The sequence below is a fragment of the Streptomyces sp. NPDC048197 genome (genome assembly GCF_043202395.1).
GTDB lineage: Bacteria > Actinomycetota > Actinomycetes > Streptomycetales > Streptomycetaceae > Streptomyces > Streptomyces siderophoricus.
On record NZ_JBIDAJ010000002.1, the window covers coordinates 400,295 to 417,812 of the forward strand.

Annotated in this window: 11 protein-coding genes; 3 read left to right on the plus strand and 8 right to left on the minus strand. The window is 74.3% G+C overall.

Going from position 1 to position 17,518, the window contains the following annotated elements; all coding sequences use genetic code 11:
• Window positions 1–120: 120 nt before the first annotated feature.
• The 4 genes from ACGF4C_RS04750 to treZ form a co-directional block, all read right to left on the minus strand.
• Entirely contained in the window at window positions 121–780 is a 660-nt protein-coding gene (locus ACGF4C_RS04750) for a 4'-phosphopantetheinyl transferase (protein WP_393563259.1), read from the minus strand.
• Window positions 777–1,757: a metallophosphoesterase family protein gene (locus ACGF4C_RS04755; protein ID WP_393563261.1), complete on the minus strand. Its 981-nt coding sequence runs from the start codon at window positions 1,755–1,757 to the stop codon at window positions 777–779. The genes ACGF4C_RS04750 and ACGF4C_RS04755 overlap by 4 nt, the downstream gene beginning before the upstream one ends.
• 175 nt (window positions 1,758–1,932) lie before the next feature.
• Window positions 1,933–3,756, minus strand: a complete 1,824-nt coding sequence (locus ACGF4C_RS04760) for a PucR family transcriptional regulator (protein WP_393563262.1) — start codon at window positions 3,754–3,756, stop codon at window positions 1,933–1,935.
• A 213-nt stretch (window positions 3,757–3,969) separates the two neighbouring features.
• Complete coding sequence (gene treZ, locus ACGF4C_RS04765) at window positions 3,970–5,754, minus strand: malto-oligosyltrehalose trehalohydrolase (protein WP_393563264.1); 1,785 nt, start codon at window positions 5,752–5,754, stop codon at window positions 3,970–3,972.
• Between the two features lie 233 nt (window positions 5,755–5,987).
• Between treZ and ACGF4C_RS04770 the strand changes: the two genes are divergently transcribed.
• Window positions 5,988–6,533 carry a DUF1707 and FHA domain-containing protein gene (locus ACGF4C_RS04770; protein ID WP_030412518.1) on the plus strand — a complete coding sequence of 182 codons (546 nt, stop codon included), beginning with the start codon at window positions 5,988–5,990 and terminating at the stop codon, window positions 6,531–6,533.
• On the opposite strand, the gene otr(A) is transcribed toward ACGF4C_RS04770, so the two are convergent.
• Together otr(A) and lpdA are read right to left on the minus strand one after the other, a co-directional pair.
• The gene (otr(A), locus tag ACGF4C_RS04775; RefSeq protein WP_393563267.1) at window positions 6,512–8,440 is read right to left on the minus strand and encodes a tetracycline resistance ribosomal protection protein Otr(A); all 1,929 of its coding nucleotides are present in this window, start codon (window positions 8,438–8,440) and stop codon (window positions 6,512–6,514) included. The genes ACGF4C_RS04770 and otr(A) overlap by 22 nt on opposite strands.
• A 183-nt stretch (window positions 8,441–8,623) precedes the next feature.
• Window positions 8,624–10,063, minus strand: coding sequence for a dihydrolipoyl dehydrogenase (lpdA, locus tag ACGF4C_RS04780; protein ID WP_393563268.1), 1,440 nt, complete (start codon window positions 10,061–10,063; stop codon window positions 8,624–8,626).
• Window positions 10,064–10,203: 140 nt separating this feature from the next.
• Here lpdA and ACGF4C_RS04785 point away from each other — a divergent pair, with 140 nt between their 5' ends.
• Window positions 10,204–11,100 (plus strand): LysR family transcriptional regulator, encoded by an 897-nt coding sequence (locus ACGF4C_RS04785; RefSeq protein ID WP_393563269.1) that lies wholly within the window; start codon window positions 10,204–10,206, stop codon window positions 11,098–11,100.
• Between the two features lie 42 nt (window positions 11,101–11,142).
• Here ACGF4C_RS04785 and treY read toward each other — a convergent pair whose 3' ends face one another.
• Entirely contained in the window at window positions 11,143–13,752 is a 2,610-nt protein-coding gene (gene treY / locus ACGF4C_RS04790) for a malto-oligosyltrehalose synthase (protein ID WP_393563270.1), read from the minus strand.
• Between the two features lie 150 nt (window positions 13,753–13,902).
• On the opposite strand from treY, the gene ACGF4C_RS04795 reads away from it, so the two are divergent.
• Window positions 13,903–15,153, plus strand: a complete 1,251-nt coding sequence (locus ACGF4C_RS04795; protein WP_393563271.1) for an MFS transporter — start codon at window positions 13,903–13,905, stop codon at window positions 15,151–15,153.
• On the opposite strand, the gene glgX is transcribed toward ACGF4C_RS04795, so the two are convergent.
• Window positions 15,113–17,329 (minus strand): glycogen debranching protein GlgX, encoded by a 2,217-nt coding sequence (gene glgX, locus ACGF4C_RS04800; protein WP_393563273.1) that lies wholly within the window; start codon window positions 17,327–17,329, stop codon window positions 15,113–15,115. The two genes, ACGF4C_RS04795 and glgX, sit on opposite strands and share 41 nt — an antisense overlap.
• Window positions 17,330–17,518: the final 189 nt, after the last annotated feature.

Below are 17,518 nucleotides of genomic sequence, written 5' to 3' on the forward strand. Positions count from 1 at the left end.
GTCGCGCTGGGGATGCCGGCAGGTGGTCGGCCTACCGGCACGGCAGGCAGGAGCGGGTGGTGCCCGCGAAAGCCTCGGCCTTTGCGGGCACCGCGCGTTTTCCGTCGGGAAGGTTCCGGATCAGGCCGGCATGGTGATGGCTGTCACCACCAGGCCCTCCTCGACCAGCCAGCGGCCGGTGAACTCGGTGACTTCGGTGCCGTTGACGAGGGGGCCGGGGACGAGGAGGCGGGCGGTGAAGGTGGCGTCGGTGGGGTCGAGGGTGAGCAGGGCGTCCTCGAAGCCGAGCCAGCGGTGGGCGAGGGGGTACCACGCCTTGTAGACGCTCTCCTTCGCGCTGAAGATCAGGCGGTCCCAGGAGATCTCGGGTTCGAGATCGGCCAGATGGTGCAGCTGGGCGCGTTCCTCGGGGAGGGTGACGAGGTCCATGACGCCCGGGTCGGAGACCGGAAGGTTGGGTTCGGCGTCCAGGCCGACGGTCCGGATGTCCCGTTGGCGGGCCACCGCCGCTGCCCGGTAACCGGCGCAGTGCGTCATCGCGCCGACGATGCCTTCCGGCCACTCAGGCGCCCGGTCGCGGCCGGGGAGCAGTGGTGCCGGGGCGATGCCCAGCCGGGACAGCGCGGCGCGGGCACAGCCTCGTACCGTGCCGAACTCCCGCTGGCGCTTGGGCACGGCGCCTGCCACCAGTGCCCATTCCTCGGGGAACATCTCGGACAGCGGGGCGTCCTCGAAGGACTCGGCGGTCACGATCGGCGCCGGGAGCAGCTTGTCGATCACGCCCGGACCCCCGTGGTGCCGGAGCCCACGGTGGCGGCGGCCGGCAGGATCTGCACCGGACGGCCCGGTGTGCCGGAGCGGCGCCGCCACTCCCGGGGATAGCCGAGCGAGACCTCCTGATGCGGTACGCCGTCGCAGATCAGTAGGCGGGGGATGTGCAGATGGCCGTAGACCACGGTGGCGGCACGGAACCGGCGCGGCCAGTCGGCGGTGGCTTCTGTGCCGCACCACAGCGCGAAGTCCGGGTACCACAGCGGGTCGGTGGGCTCCCGGACCACCGGCCAGTGGTTGATCAGGATGGTCGGCAGGTCCTCCGGCAGGGCCGCGAGCCGTGCCTCGGTGGCCGCCACCCGGGCCCGGCACCAGTCCTCGCGGGTGGGATACGGGTCCGGGTGCAGATGGAACTCGTCCGTGCACACCACCCCGGCCCGCTCGGCCTGGGCGAGCGCCTCCTCCTTGGAGGTCACGCCCGGTCGCCGGAAGGTGTAGTCGTAGAGCAGGAACAACGGGGCGAGGATGACCGGGCCGCCGGCCCCCTCCCAGACCGGGTACGGGTCCTCGGGCGTCAGGACGCCCAACTCCCGGCAGATCTCCACCAGATGCTCGTACCGCGCCACTCCGCGCAGCTGCACCGGATCGTCGGCGGGGGTCCACAGCTCGTGGTTGCCCGGCACCCACACCACCTTGGCGAAGCGTTCGCTGAGCAGGCCGAGCGCCCAGCGGATGTCGGCGACGTACTCGCCCACGTCGCCGGCGACCAGCAGCCAGTCGTCGGCGGACTCCGGTCTTAACCCCTCGACGATCTCGCGGTTCTCGGCATAGCGGACATGCAGGTCGCTGACCGCGACCAGGGTGCCGGGCCCGTGGGCCGGTGCGGGGTGCGGGGACGGAGCGGGGGCCGGGGGCGGCGCGGCGGGGCCGTCGGCCCCGGGAGCGCCGGGAGCGCCGGGACTGAGGGTGCGGATCTCGTAGGTCACCCTCGCAGTAAAGACGGTGCGCCGGGGAGAGTGAAGGGCGGGCCGGGGGACGGGCGGTGTGTCACCGGTCCGGGTGCAGGGGGCGGGGCGCCACCGGTCCGGGTGTGCTCGGGGGACGGGCGGTGCGTCACTGGTCCGGCTGTGCCGGGGGAGGCACCGCCCCTCCCCTCTCGCGTCACCGCTCCGGCTGTGCCGGTGGAGGGGTGGCCGCCGTAGTTCGGCCGGCAGACCCCGGGGACGGTGTGCCGCCGCGGCGGATGCGGGTGGCCAGCCACAGGTCGAAGCGGTCGTCCGGGTCGTCCAGGCGGCGGCCCGTCAGATCCATGGCCTTGTCGAGGCGGTTGCGGACGGTGTGCCGGTGCACGCCGAGCCGGCGGCTGGTGGCGTCCCAGGCGCCGCCGGTCTCCAGCCAGGCCGCCAGGGTGGCGAGCAGCTCCTCGCCGTGGTCGGCGAGGTCGAGCGGGCCGAGCACGGTGTCGGCGTAGCCCTGCAGCGTGCGGCGGTCGCCGAGGTCGAGCAGCAGTCGGCTGGCCTGGCTCTGGCGGGCCTCGGCAGGCTCGCCCGACGCCCGGCTGACGGCCAGTAGACCGGCCGCCTGCCGCAGCGACACCCGTACCGCCTCCGGTGCGGTGACCGGTCCGATGCCGGCCGGTCGGCCCGGCGCGAAGCGGGCCAGTACGTCCCGGATGTCCAGGTCTTCGCCGACCACCGCCTCGACCACCGGGCCGGACAGCCCGCCTGGTGTGCGGTCCGGTGCACCGGCCGGAATGCCGTCGGTGGTGCCGCCCGCGGTGCCGTTGGTGGTGCCGCCCGGGGTACCACCCACGACCCGGACCAGTCCACCGGGCATCGCCAGGGCGAGGTCGGCGGCCATTTCCTGCGCGGCGGATTCGGCGGACTCGGCGGTGGACCGGCCGGCGGGTTCGGGGGCCGCCGGACCGGAACCGGCTCCCGTTGCCCGCGTGCGCGCGTCGTCCCGTGTCCGTGTGCGCGCGTCGTGCCCTGCCCGCGTGGGGGCTGCGTCCCCTGCCCGCGTGCGTGGGGCGTCCCCGCTCACCGCCTCCACCACCACGCCGCGCACCCGCTCGGTCGTCAGCCCCACCGAGTGCAGCATGTCCCGGGCCCGGCCGGGTGCCGGATGCTCCTCGGCAAGGAGCTCCGACAGCAGCGCCGACCGGCGGCGGCGCTCCGGCTCGTCGCGCAGGTGGCGGCGTTCCAGCTCCAGTGAGAGCAGCGAGACCAGACCGGGGACCACCGACCGGGCGGCGTCGTCCGGACGGCCGGTGAGCAGCAGCAGGCCGCGCAGCCGCCGCGCGCCCAGTGGCTGCACCTCCAGCTGCTGCCCGCCGGCCGTACTGGACGCACTGCCGCGCAGCCCGCGCGCGGCGACCCGGTCGAGCAGATCGCGGGCCTCGGCCAGCGGGGTGCGCGGCTCCCGCTCGCCCGCCGCCAGCAGCCGCCCGAGCGGATCGAGCACCGCCGCGCCGACACCCGTGGCGGCCGTCCACTCCGCCAGCATCGGCCGCAGCCCGTCGCCGGCCGCCGCCGCGGTCAGCCGCCGCTGGGTGGCGAACGCCCGGTGCAGCGCCGCGCGCTGCTCGGTGGCCCGGGCGTCGAAGACCGCCTTGGTGACCGCGATGAACGGCACCTCGTCCGGCACCGTGAGCAGCGGCAGCCCGGCCTCCTCGGCCGCGGTCACCAGCGGTTCCGGCGCCTCCTGGTACGGCAGTCCCTCCCCCAGCCCGAGCGCCAGGCAGGCCGCCCCGCCCTCGGCGACATCCCGGACGTACGCGCGGCAGGCGGCCGGCTCCATGGGCAGCAGGAGGCCGATGGTCATCAGCAGTTCGCCGCCCTGGAGCCATTTGCCGGGCGACAGCAGGTCCGAGACGGTCGCGGCCTCGACCGTGCGGGCCAGCAGGTGCGGCGGCACGTCGTAGGTGACCGAGAGACGGAGGTCGGGCCGGGCCAGCAGGTCCGAGAGATGCAGCGGCACAGACATAGTGTCCACCACGTATTGGTCGGAGGGACGCTCGGGCGAGAGCGAGTCCCCCGGTCACGGAGGCCCTCGGCGGCGCCGGCCTGGCGTCGTCGCCGGCCTGCCGGCCGGCCGGGGCCTCTGCCGCCCCCCCCGCACCCTCCGCCCCGCGCCGTCCGCCCCCGCCCCCCTCCCGAGCCGGTTCACGGGCCCAGGAAGCTCATGGGCCCGGGAAGCTCACGGCCCCACTACCACCACCGACTCCGGAGGCACCCGGAGGATGCCGTCCGCCCCCGGCAGCCGGGCCGCCGGCCAGCCCGCCAGGGCTTGCAGGGCCGGCTGCCGGCCGCCGTCCCCGGCCGGGAGCGGCACCGCGGCGGTCGCCTGCGGCGAGAGGTTGACCGCCACCCGCAGGGGACCGCGGCACAGCAGCAGCCAGCGGGCCTCCTCGTCGAAGCGGACCGAGGTGTGCCGCGGGTCCGGGTCGGTCAGTGCGGGCAGTTCGCGACGGAGTGCCAGCAGCGTGCGGTACCAGGCCAGCAGGCCGGCATGCGGGGCCACGGCCGGCTCGGACCAGTCCAGCACGCAGCGGTCACGGGTGGCCGGGTCCTGCGGGTCGGGCCACTCGGCGCGGTCGCCCGCCCAGGCGTGCTCGGCGAACTCCCGCCGCCGGCCGGCCCGTACCGCCTCCGCCAGCTCGGGATCGGTGTGGTCGGTGAAGTACTGCCAGGGTGTGCGTGCCCCCCACTCCTCGCCCATGAACAGCATCGGGGTGAACGGCGCGCACAGCACCAGCGCGCCGGCGCAGGCCAGCAGGCCGGGGGAGAGGCCGGCGGCGAGCCGGTCGCCGAGGGCCCGGTTGCCGATCTGGTCGTGCGTCTGGGCGTAGGCCAGCAGCCGGTACGCCGGGGTCTTCCGCAGGTCCAGCGGTGCCCCGTGCGGCCGGCCGCGGAAGCTGGAGTACGTACCGTCGTGGAAGAATCCGCCGGTCAGGGTCTTGGCGAGGGCGGCGAGCGGGGCCCGTGCGAAGTCCGCGTAGTAGCCCTGCGACTCGCCGGTGAGCGCGGTGTGCAGGGCGTGGTGGAAGTCGTCGTTCCACTGGGCGTGCAGACCCTGGCCGCCGCTGGTGCGCGGCGCGGTGGTGCGCGGATCGTTCAGATCGGACTCGGCGATCAGGAACAGCGGGCGGTGCAGCCGGCCGGCCAGCGCGTCCACGGCCGCGGACAGCTGGGCCAGGAAGTGCGGGGTCCGGTCGTCGTGCAGCGCGTGCACGGCGTCCAGCCGCAGCCCGTCGAGCCGGTAGTCACGCAGCCAGGACAGCGCGCTCCCGAGGAAGTAGGCGCGGACCTCGTCGGAACCGGGCGCGTCGAGGTTGACCGCCGCGCCCCACGGCGTGTGGTGGGTGTCGGTGAAGTACGGGCCGAATTCCGGGAGATGGTTGCCGGACGGGCCGAGGTGGTTGTGCACCACGTCGAGGACCACGCCCAGGCCCAGGCCGTGCGCCGCGTCCACGAACCGCTTCAGGCCCTCGGGCCCGCCGTACGGCTCGTGCACCGCCCAGGGCGCGACCCCGTCGTAGCCCCACCCGTGGGTGCCCGGGAACGGGCAGACCGGCATCAGTTCGATGTGGGTGATGCCCAGGTCGGCCAGGTGCCGCAGGCGCGCGGCGGCGGCGTCGAACGTGCCCTCCGGGGTGTACGTCCCGATGTGCAGCTCGTACAGGACCGCGCCGGGCAGCGGGCGGCCGGACCACGGATGGCGCCAGCCGAACCGGTCGTGCTCGACGACCGCGGCCGGGCCGCCGGGGCCCACCGGCAGCCGGGCGGCCCGGGGGTCGGGCAGCGCCGGCCCGTCGTCGAGCCGGAACGCGTAGCGGTCGCCGTCGCGGGCCGGCGCCTCGGTGTGCCACCAGCCCGCGCGGGCGTCGTCCGGAGCCATCGGAATCTCCGGTTCGGTGGCCCGCTCGCCCGCCCACCGGAGAGTCACCCGCCCGGCGCGTGGCGCCCACACCTCGAACAGCACGGCCGTCCTCCTTCGTTCGCACCCGGTCCGGACGACCCAAGCACGCCGGCGCGCCGCCCGACAGCCCGACGTGGCGGCACGGGCCGACATCGCGCCAATGCGTGCGTCCGTTCCGGCGAGGTGACGGGCCGTTGACGGCCGTTCGACGGGCCGTCCGGCACCGCCCGGGGCCGCCCGCTGCCTGGCACCCACCTCGCCTGGACAGCGGCTCGCGCGAGCCCGACAATCACGGCATGACTTCGCTGGAGTTCCCCGCGCGTCCGGCGCGGCCGTCGGACGCCGACCGGGAACGCGCCCTTGACCTGCTGCGGGACGGCGCGGCGCAGGGGCGGCTGTCCCAGGACACCTTCCTGCGGCGGCTGGAACTCGTGCTCACCGCCCAGGAGAACGCCGAACTGGACCTGCTCACCGCCGACTTGGCGAGCCGCGGCAAGGTCCAGGGCACCCTGCTGCGGGCGGTCGGCCGGGTGTCGGCGTTCCACCTCCGGGTGCGCCGGGCCTGGCGGATGGAGCGGCTGCCCAAGCTGCTGCTGCCCGAACCGAGCCCCCTCCCGCTGGTCATAGGGCGGGCACCGGGCGTCGGCCTGCGGCTCAACCACGAGACGGTCTCCCGCGCGCACGCCGAGCTGCGCAGCGCCGGCAAGGGCTGGCTGCTGCGCGATCTCGGCTCCACCAACGGCACCTGCGTCAACGGCCGCCGGGTGGTCGGCGAGGTCCCGGTCGGCCCCGGCGACCACATCACCTTCGGCCACGTGGATTACGTCCTCACGGAGCGCTGAACCCCTGCCTCCGGGAGGTCGGAGCGCACCGGACGGTCCCCCGACGGGCTGGACGTCCACACCCCCTCACCGTGTGTCAGGCCCGGCAAGTCCCGTTGGATCTGCGGCACATGACGCGCCGCGAGGGCCCCGCTGATCAGCCAGGACCGTCGGCCGCCGGTGGTCCGGTCGAGCTCCGCGCCGAGCGCCGCGAGCCGGGCGGTCACCGGTGCCAGCGCGTCCACCGGAACCTCCGCCTCGAAGGCGTGGTACGGCTCGTAGACCCGGGTGCCGGCCCGGTCCAGCGCCCGCAGCAGGACTCCCGGGGTCACCGCCCGGAAGTCGCCGGCCGTGCTCACCGGACCGATGAACCCGGACCGGGTCAGCACGACCCGGCAGTCCGTCACCGCCAGGCCGCGCGGACCGCTGCGCAGGGTGGCCAGCACGGTCTCCTCGACGGCCTGGTGGAAGCCGTGCGGCAGGGCGCCCAGTTCGGTCTCGTAGGTGAAGACCGGACCGGAGCCGCGGGCGCCCGGCTCGACCCGCAGCCCGACCGTGGCCCACGGCCCGGTGTGCCCGCGCCGGGCGATCTCCGCCAGCGCCTCGCCGACCCCGCAGGGCCGTTCCACGCACACCACCCGGCTCGGCGCGAAGCCGGCCTCGATGCCGTACTCCTGACGCAGCGTCGCCGCCAGGACCTCCTTCTGCACCTCGCCGTGCAGCAGCACCGAGGTCGCGCCGTCCGGCGCCGGGCGGACCGCCAGCAGCGGGTCCTGGTCGGCCAGCGTCAGCAGCGCGGCGCGCAGGGCGGCGGCGCGCTCCGGGTCGCGGGCGTGCACCACGGATTCGAGGGTGGGGGAGGGGAAGTGGGCGGGGCCGTCCGGGGTGTCGCCGGGCGGACCCAGCCGGTCGCCGGTCCGGATGCCGGGCAGCCCGCGGACCACCGCGATGTTGCCGGCGGTCAGCGGCCCGTCGTCCCCGGGCGGCCGCCCGACGACGTCCAGCGCGGTGATCCGGCCGGTGAGCGGGTCGCCGCCGGCGCGGTGCAGCTCGACCCGCTGCCGGGCCCGCAGCTCGCCCGCGAACAACCGGAGATACGCGGTCCGTTCGCCCTGTGGTGGCTGGTGCACGGCGAAGACGGTGCCGCGCGGCGGACCGACCGGCGCCACCGGGGCCGGCGGGATCAGCCGGACCATGCCGTCGACCAGCGCCCGGACGCCCTGACCGCCGAGCGCCGAGCCGAAGAACAGCGGATGCAGCGACCCGTCGGCCGTCCGGGCGGACAGCGCCGCCCGCAGCTGCTCCGCGTCCGGCGGTGTGCCCTCGACGAGCCGGGCCAGCACCGACTCGTCCACCTCCGCAACGGCCTCCGCGATCCGCTCGCGCGCCTCCGGATCCGCCGGAGCGTACGGGACCGCGCGGGCCTGCGGGGTGCCGAGACCGGTCACGGACGTCAGGGGCACGACGGCCGGGGTCAGCAGCCGGCGGATGTCGGCCACCAGCTCCGCCCCACGGGCGCCGGGCCGGTCGATCTTGTTGACGAAGAGCAGGGTGGGCATGCGCAGCCGCCGCAGCGTCCGCATCAGCACCCGGGTCCTGGCCTGGACGCCCTCCACCGCGGACAGCAGCAGCACGGCGCCGTCGAGCACACCGAGGGCCCGTTCGACCTCGGCGATGAAGTCCGAGTGGCCGGGGGTGTCGATCAGATTGACCTGGACGTCGCCGACGGTGAAGGAGGCGACCGCCGAGCGGATCGTGATGCCGCGCTGCCGCTCCAGCTCGCCGGTGTCGGTCCGGGTGTCACCGGCGTCCACACTGCCGAGCCGGTCGATGACGCCGGTGTCGAACAGCAGCCGCTCGGTGAGGCTGGTCTTACCCGCGTCGACGTGGGCGAGAATCCCGATGTTCAGGGTGTGCGAAAGGTGCATGGAAGGGCGTGTCCTCGAAGACGGTCGTCCGGATGGGGCGATGAGTCGTTCCGAGGAATCCGCGCATTCCGTGCTCCAGTTCAGTCATCCCTGTGTACCGGGCCATGGTGACAGCCGTGCGCCGGACCGCAACCGAATTAACCGGGCGGCCCGGCGCACGGCGCCGGTGCTCGGTGCCGGCGCTCAGTGCTGGTGCAGCCCCCGTCCCGCCAGCGTCAGGAAGGTCTCACCGACCGCCTCCGACAGCGTCGGATGGGCGTGCACGAGCTGCGCCACATCGGACGGTTCGGCGTCCCAGGCCACGATCAGCTGGCTCTCCGCGATCATCTCCGAGACCTGCGGACCCACCAGATGCACGCCCAGCACCGCCCCGGTGGCCGCACCCGCCGCCCCCTCGGCCGCCGCGATCACCTTCACCAGGCCGCCCTTGCCGTGCACCATGCCCTTCGCGGTCGCGGTCAGCGGCAGGGTGTTGACCTGGACCGCCAGTCCCCGGGCCCGCGCCTCCTCCTCCGTCAGGCCGACCGAGGCGGTCTGCGGCGAGGAGTACGTCACCCGCGGCACCGTCGCGTAGTCCACCGGCCGGGACGGCACCCCCGCCAGCGTCTCGGCCACCAACATCCCCTCGGCGAACGAGGCATGGGCGAGCCCCAGGGAAGGCGGCGGCAGCAGGTCTCCCACCACATGGATGCCCGGGACCGCGGTCTCCAGCCGCGACCAGTCCGCCGGCACCACGAACCCCCGCTCGTCGGTGGCCAGCCCGGCCGCCTCCAGCCCCAGCCCGTCGGTCACCGGCGCCCGCCCGATCGCCACCAGCAGCCGCTCCGCCTCGACCAGCACCTCCTCGCCCTTGGAGGTCCGTACGGTCGCCCGGACCCCGTCCGGAAGGAGCTCGGTGCCGACGAGCGTGGAGCCCGTCCGGACCGTGATACCGCGCTTCTTCAGCCCGCGCGCCAGATGGCGGCCCACATCGGCGTCCTCCAACGGCAGCAACCGCTCGGCCGCCTCGACGAGCGTGACCTCGGCCCCCATGGACCGGTGGAACGAGGCGTACTCGACACCGATCGCGCCTCCGCCCAGCACCAGCACCGACCCCGGAAGCTCCGCGGCGAACAGCGCATCATCGCTGGTCACGACGGTCCGTCCGTCCGCCGCCAGCCCCGGCAGCAGCCGCGGCCGGGACCCGGTGGCCAGCACGATGCCGCGCCCGGCCGTGAGCTCCCCGGCGCCCTCCACATGCACCGTACGCGGCCCGGTCAGCCGCGCCGTACCCCGCAGCACCCGCACCCCCGCGGTCCGCAGATGCCCCTCCACGCCCTGGTGGTTGCGCGCCACGATGCCGTCCCTGGTGGCCACCAGCGCCGGCCAGTCGAGCGCGTCCACACTCGCCTTGACGCCCCATCGCTCCCGGGCCTCCGCGATCCCGTCCACCAGCTCGGCGGCGTGCAGCATCGCCTTGCTGGGGATGCATCCGCGGTGCAGACAGGTGCCGCCGATCAGATCCCGCTCGGCCAGCACCACCCGCAGCCCCAGCGCGGCGGCCCGCAGCGCCGTGCTGTACCCGCCGGTGCCGCCGCCGATCACGATGACGTCGGGTGTGGTGAATCGATCCCTCTCACTCATGGGCCCAGCCTCCGCCCACCTGCACTCATGAGTCCAAGGCAATGTTTTTATGGAGCTGATGAGGAATCGTCATGCCGGTGTGGCGGAGCAACGGTGAGCAACCACCACGGCGCCGCAGAAACAACCCTGGGAGGCCGGCCATGAGCCTGCGCCAGATGGAATACCTCGTAGCCGTGGTGGAAGAGGAGTCCTTCACCCGCGCCGCCGAGGCCCTGCACGTCACCCAGTCCGCCCTCTCCCACCAGATCAAGGCACTGGAACGGGAGGTCGGCGGCCCGCTGCTGGAACGGATGCCGCGCGGGGTACGGCTGACCGCGATGGGCCGGGCCTACTTCCCGCACGCCGAACTCGCCGTGCGCAGCGCCCGGCAGGCCCGGCGCGCCGCACTGGCCGCGGGCGGCGCCCGGACCGGAGAACTCCACATCGCCACGGTGCACGCGCACGCCCTCGGAGTGCTGCCGGAGGTCTGCGCCCGCTGGGCCCGGTCCCGGCCCGGCGTACGCCTGGTGCTGCACGAATACGCCACCACCGGTGAGCTGGAGGAACAGATGGCACGCGGGGTGGCCGACATGGCGCTGGGGCCCCGCCCCAATGACTGGCCGGGGCCGGTCAGCGTGGTCGGAAACGAGCGCATGGTGCTCGTGGTCCCGCACGGCGATCCGCTCGCCGACCGGCCCTCGGTGCGGCTGGCGGACCTCGCGGACCGGCCCTGGGTGCGCTGCAGCCTGGAGCCGGTGGTCGACGGCCGGCGCTGGCTGGACGTGGAGTGCGAACGGGCCGGCTTCACCCCGCGCACCGCGGTCCGCACCCAGCACACCTCGACCGCCGTCCGGATGGCCTCGGCGGGCGTCGGGGTGCTGCTCACCGCGGCCCACGAACTGACCGGCCTGGACTGCGCGTCGGTGCCCACCGACCCACCGTGGCGCCGCGACATCACGGTCTTCTCCCGGGTCCAACTGACCGGCGCCGCCGCGGAGTTCACCGACCTCCTGCGCACGACCGGCCCCGCGGCCACCGACCCGGCGGACACCCCATGAACCGGGCCACGGCCCGCCCCGAACGGAGGACGCGCCGGCCCGTCACTCCCGTACGAACAACGCCACCGGCGACCGGGACAACAGCTCGCTCAGCCCCACCACCTCGCCACCCGGCAGTTCCCGCCCGGTACCCCCCGACAGCGCATCGCGCCAGGGGCCGCCCGGCGGCATCCGCAGCCCGGTGTCCCACCAGCCGCCGGTCTCCACCAGGCGCAGCGACAGCCGGGTCACCACCGTCAGCACCCGCCCGGTACGGCAGAAGGCGACACAGTGCTCGGCCGCCGGCCCCTCCGCGTACACCGGGGTGTACGAGCCGGCCGCGCCGAACCACTCCGGATGCGCCCGCCGCAGCCGCAGCGCCGCGACGGTCAACCGCAACTTCTCACCGGCCAGATCGAGCGGCGCGCCCCCACCGTTCGCCCCGCAGTCCGGCCCGCCGTCCGGTCTGCCCCCCGCCCCGCCGTCCAGTTCGGCGAGCAGCTCCGGACGGAAGGCGGCGGGCCGCCGGTTGTCCGGGTCGACCAGTGCGGCGTAGGTGAGTTCGGTCCCCTGATAGAGGTCCGGGACGCCCGGCATCGTCAGATGCAGCAGCGCCGCACCCAGGACATTGGCGCGGATGTACGGCGCGAGCTGCGCCGTCAGCGCGGCCAGCGGCGCAGCCGTCACACCGCACGGCCCGGTCCGTACGAACTCCGTCACCGCCTCCTCGTACGCCGCGTTCGGCTCCGTCCACGAGGTGCGCAGCCCGGCCTCCCGCACGGCCTTGAGGACCGCGGGCGCCACCCTTCCCCAGCTCTCGCCGGGTGGTGGCGCCGTGGCCGCGGGACCGTCGGCGGTGGCGCCCAGGCCGAACGCGGTCTGCCAGGCCAGCCAGGAGACCATCGGATCGGCCGGCCCGGCAGCGGGCAGCAACGCCGCCCCGGCGCCGCACACCGCGTCCTCCCCGATCCCGGCCAGCACGTCCCGCCACCGGTCCGGGCACTCCGACAGCACCGCGATCCGCGCCCGGACGTCGGCGCTGCGCTTGGTGTCGTGCGTGGAGAGCACCGTGCCGGTCGCCGGCCAGTCCCGCTGGATGCGGGCGCCGTACGCATGGAACGCCTCCGGGCCGAGCGCGGGCTCACCGGGGTCGCCGCCCACCTCACAGGCCGACAGCAGCACCGGATAGCGGTAGAAGGCGGTGTCCTCCACGGACTTGGCGTGCAGCGCGGACGCCGTCTGGGCGAAACGGGCGGCGAAGTCGGCCCGGTCGAGACGGTCGGCCCGGTCGGGACCGTCGGCCCGGTCGGGACCGTCGGCAGGATCCGGAGCATCGTCGAGCGCGGCTTCCCCGTCCGCGCCGACCCCCAGCGCGAGATCGTGGATCAGGTCCACCGCCCGGGCCTCCTCGGGCACCCGGAACGCGGTGCGCGCCCCGGCCGCCGCCCGGCCCAGCATCGCCGCGTCCTGCACCGCCCGCGTGGCGTCGCCGGCGTACGGCCGGTAGACCGGCAGCCGGACGAGCAGTTCCCGCAGCGCCTGCCGCAACGCCCACGCCGCATGGTCGCCCGGCCGCGGATCGCGCGCACTGATCCGGGCCGCGGTGCGCACCAGCCGCTCCACCTCGGCGGCCAGATCATGGCTGACCACCTCGTAGGCGGCCCGGCGCACCGTCTCCTCCCAGTCGCCGCCCTCGTCGGCCAGCGGCGTGACGAAGTCCCGGTAGTGGGAGAAGAGCCGCCCGGCGCCCTGCGGGCAGACGAACAGCCCGTCGATGTGGCGCAGCGCGTCATAGCCGGTGGTGCCCGCGCACGCCCAGCTGCCGGGCAGTCGCTCCTCGCCCGTGAGGATCTTCTCGACGACCGTCCAGCGCCCGCCGGTGGCCGCACGCAGCCGCGCCAGATAGCCGACGGGGTCGGCCAGCCCGTCCGGGTGGTCGATGCGCAGCCCGTCGATGACGCCCTCGCGGATCAGCCGCAGCACCGTCGCGTGCGTCGCCTCGAAGACCTCCGGCTCCTCGACGCGCACCGCGATGAGGTCCGAAATGGTGAAGAAGCGGCGGTAGTTCAGCTCGCTGCGGGCCAGCCGCCACCAGGCGAGGCGGTACCACTGCGCCTCCAGCAGGCGCGCCAGCGGCAGTTCCTCGGTACCGGGGCGCAGCGGGAAGACCTTGTCGTGGTAGCGCAGCACCCCGTCCTCCGGATCGACGCGGAGGTGCTGTGCCTCGTCGCCGATCCTCCCGCCCAGCACCGGCAGCAGCAGCCGGCCGGCGTGCCCGCCGTCCCAGTCGACGTCGAACCAGCGGGCGTACGGGGACGCCGGGCCGTCCCGCAGGACCTCCCACAGCGGCGTGTTCAGAAACGTCGGCCCCGGCACCGCCATGTGGTTCGGCACGATGTCGACGACCAGCCCGAGGCCGTGCGCCCGGGCCGTCGCCGCCAGGGACCGCAGGCCCGGCTCGCCGCCCAGTTCGGCCCGCACCTCCGTGTGGTCGACGACGTCGTACCCGTGCGTGGACCCCGGCACCGCCTCCAGCACCGGCGACAGGTGCAGATGGGACACGCCCAGCGCGGCCAGATGGGGGACCACCCGCTCGGCGGCCGAGAACGGGAAGTCCGGCTGGAGCTGCAGCCGGTAGGTGGCGGTCGGCGACAAACTCGAGGGCTGCGTCATGGGAACACCCGTACCCCGCCGACGGCCCGTTCTGTCATCGCTGCGCGGCATTGGCGTCGTCGTTTCCTCCAACCCTGTACGCCGGGGCGGCCGGCCGCTTCGTACGTCCGGTGCGTACGGCGCGCGGCCCCGGACGGATAGCGTCGGGCGATGACCGCCGTCACCGCCTACCGCCGGGTGATCGCCCTCAGCGGGCCGCTGCTGCCCCTGGTGTCCTTCCTCGGCCGGCTCCCGACCGCCATGTGCCAGCTCGGCAGCCTCCTGCTGGTGGCCGACACCAGCGGCTCACTGGCCACCGCGGGCCTCGTGGGCGGGGCCCTGGCGGCGGGTCAGACGGCCGGCGGGCCGCTGCTCGGCCGGCTCGCCGACCGGCACGGCCAGCGTCCGGTGGTGCTGGCCGCCTGCTGGTGCGACGCGCTCGCCGTGGCCGCCCTGGTGGCCGCCGCCCTGGCCCGGGCCGGGACCCTGCCGCTGGTGCTGCTCGCGCTGCTGGCCGGGGCCGCCGTGCCGCAGATCGGCCCGCTCGCCCGCACCCGGCTGGTCGCGCTGGCCCGCCGGGCCCGGGCCGACGACCGCACGGTCACCACCGCGCTGTCCTTCGAGGGCACCCTGGACGAGGTGTCGTTCGTGCTCGGCCCGGCCCTGGTGGGGCTGTCCGCCACCCTCGCCCGGCCGGCCGTCGCGCTCGCCCTGGCCGCGGTGCTGCTGGCCGTCTGCGGTTCGGCGTTCGCGCTGCACCCGACGGCGGCCGCGGTCCGGCCCGCCGGACGGCAACCGGCCGAAGCCGCACCGGCCCGCGCCCGAACGCCCCGGGCGGTCCACGGGATGCGCGCGTCGATGGCGCTGCAGGGCGTCCTCTTCGGTGCCTGCCAGGCCGGCATCACCGCCCTCACCGACCGTCTGCACCAGCCCGGCCAGGCCGGGCTGGTCTATGCCGCGATGGGGGTGATGAGCGCCGCCGCCGGGCTGTCGCTGGCGCTGGTCCCCGCCCGGATCGGGCTGCCGGCGCGCTGGCGGACGGCCGCCGCGGCGCTGATCGTGCTGTCCGTGCCGCTGTTGTGGGTACGGACGCTGGGGGCGCTGTATCTGGTCGTCGTGGTGCTCGGGGCCGCCATCGCCCCGCATCTGATCACCGTCTTCGGGCTGACCGAACGCCTGGTGCCGGCCACCCGGCTGGCCGAAGCGATGGCCTTCCTCACCAGCGCGGTGGTCGGCGGCCAGGCGCTCTCCCTGGCCGCCTCCGGCCGGCTCGCCGAGGCGTACAGCCCGTCCGCCGCCTTCGCGGTGGCCGTCTGCGCCGCCGTACTGATCCTCGGCATCGCCCTGGCCACCCGGGGCCCGGCCCCGGCGCCCGCGGCCGCTACGCGGGCCGCTGCAGCACCAGCATGCTCCGGTCGGTGAGCGTCAGCCGGTCGCCCGCCTTGACCTTCGCGCCCCCGCCGTCCGCCACCGACCGCGGCCGGTCGGTGTCCACCACGACCTGCCACTGCCGGCCGAGGTGCTCCGGAACCGTGAACTCCTTCTCCTGGTCGTGGGCGTTGAACATCAGCAGGAACGAGTCGTCGGTGACCGGCTCCCCGCGGGGCCCCGGCTCCGAGATCGAGCTGCCGTTGAGGAAGACCGTCAGGGACTTGGCGTGCGCCGACTGCCAGTCCCGCGGGCCCATCTCCCGGCCGCCCGCGGTGCACCAGGCGATGTCCGACAGCTCGTCGTGGGTGCCCTCGATCGGGTGTCCCTGGAAGAACCGCCGGCGCCGGAAGACCGGGTGGTCGCGCCGCAGCCACACCATCTGCCGGACGAACTCCAGCAGCTCCAGCTGTTCCTCGTCACCCCACTCCGCGGCCGCCGCCTCTTCCGGCTCCGCCCCGTCCGCCTCGTCTGCCTCGTCTGCCTCGTCCGTCGCGTAGGCGTCCTCCTCCGGGCCCGCGGGCTCCGGCCAGTGCACCCACGACAGTTCGTTGTCCTGGCAGTACGCGTTGTTGTTGCCGCCCTGGCTGCGGCCGAACTCGTCCCCGTGGCTGAGCATCGGCACGCCCTGCGACAACATCAGCGTGGCGATGAAGTTCCGCATCTGACGGGCCCGCAGCCGCCGCACCCCGGGGTCGTCGGACGGCCCCTCGGCACCGCAGTTCCAGGACCGGTTGTAGCGCTCACCGTCGCGGTTGTCCTCGCCGTTGGCCTGGTTGTGCTTGTCGTTGTACGAGACCAGATCGCGCAGGGTGAAGCCGTCGTGGCAGGTCACGAAGTTGACCGAGGCCAGCGGGCGGCGCCCGTCCTCCTGATAGAGGTCCGACGAGCCCGTCAGCCGGGACCCGAACTCCGCGAGGGTCCGGGGCTCGCCCCGCCACAGGTCCCGCACGGTGTCGCGGTACTTCCCGTTCCACTCGGTCCACAGCGGCGGGAAGTTCCCCACCTGATAGCCGCCCTCGCCGACGTCCCAGGGCTCGGCGATCAGCTTCACCTGGCTGACGACCGGGTCCTGGTGCACCAGGTCGAAGAACGACGACAGCCGGTCCACCTCGTGGAACTGGCGCGCCAGCGTCGCCGCCAGATCGAAGCGGAAGCCGTCCACCCGCATCTCCTGCACCCAGTAGCGCAGCGAGTCCATCACCAGCTGGAGCACGTGCGGACTGCGCATCAGCAGGGAATTCCCGGTGCCGGTGGTGTCCATGTAGTACTGCCGGTCGTCACAGAGCCGGTAGTACGAGGCGTTGTCCAGCCCCCGGAACGACAGCGTCGGCCCCAGATGGCTGCCCTCGGCCGTGTGGTTGTAGACCACGTCGAGGATCACCTCGATACCGGCCTGGTGCAGCGCCCGCACCGCCGTCTTGAACTCCAGCACCTGCTGCCCCCGGTCGCCCCAGGAGGCGTAGGCGTTGTGCGGCGCGAAGAAACCGATGGTGTTGTAGCCCCAGTAGTTCGTCAGCCCGGCGTCCACCAGCCGGTGGTCCTGGACGAACTGGTGCACCGGCATCAGCTCCAGGGCGGTCACCCCGAGCTTCGTCAGGTGCTCGATGATCGCCGGATGCGCCAGCGCGGCATAGGTGCCGCGCAGCTCCTCGGGGAGCTCCGGATGACACATCGTCAGGCCCTTCACATGGGCCTCGTAGAGCACCGTCTCGTGGTACGCGGTGCGCGGCGGACGGTCGTCGCCCCAGTCGAAGTACGGATTGACCACCACGGAGGCCATGGTGTGCGGCGCCGAGTCCAGGTCGTTGCGGACCTCGGGCCGCCCGAAGTGGTAGCCGTAGACCGCCTCGTCCCAGTCGATCACCCCGCTCATCGCCCGGGCGTACGGGTCGAGCAGCAGTTTCGCGGAGTTGCAGCGGTTCCCCCGCTGCGGTTCGTAGGGACCGTGCACCCGGAATCCGTAGCGCTGTCCCGGCATCACCCCCGGAAGATAGGCGTGCCGCACAAAGGCGTCACTCTCGCGCAGCTCGACGGCGGTCTCCGAGCCGTCGTCGTGCAGCAGACACAGTTCGATGCGGTTCGCGGCTTCGGAGAACACCGCGAAGTTGGTGCCCGCCCCGTCATAGGTGGCACCCAGCGGATACATCTGTCCCGGCCAGACCTGCATGCGTAGACTCTTCCACTTTCTCGTCGGGCGCTGCGGCGACTCCACGACACACGTCCGCGGACCGAGGGGAATTCCTTCCCCAACTTGTCGCAACTTGTCCCTCACAGAGGGATTTTCGCGAGATTCCCGCTGAATGGTGGCAACCCGTCGGGATGTCGGATCGTCCTAATGGTCGTCCTACTGGAGGAC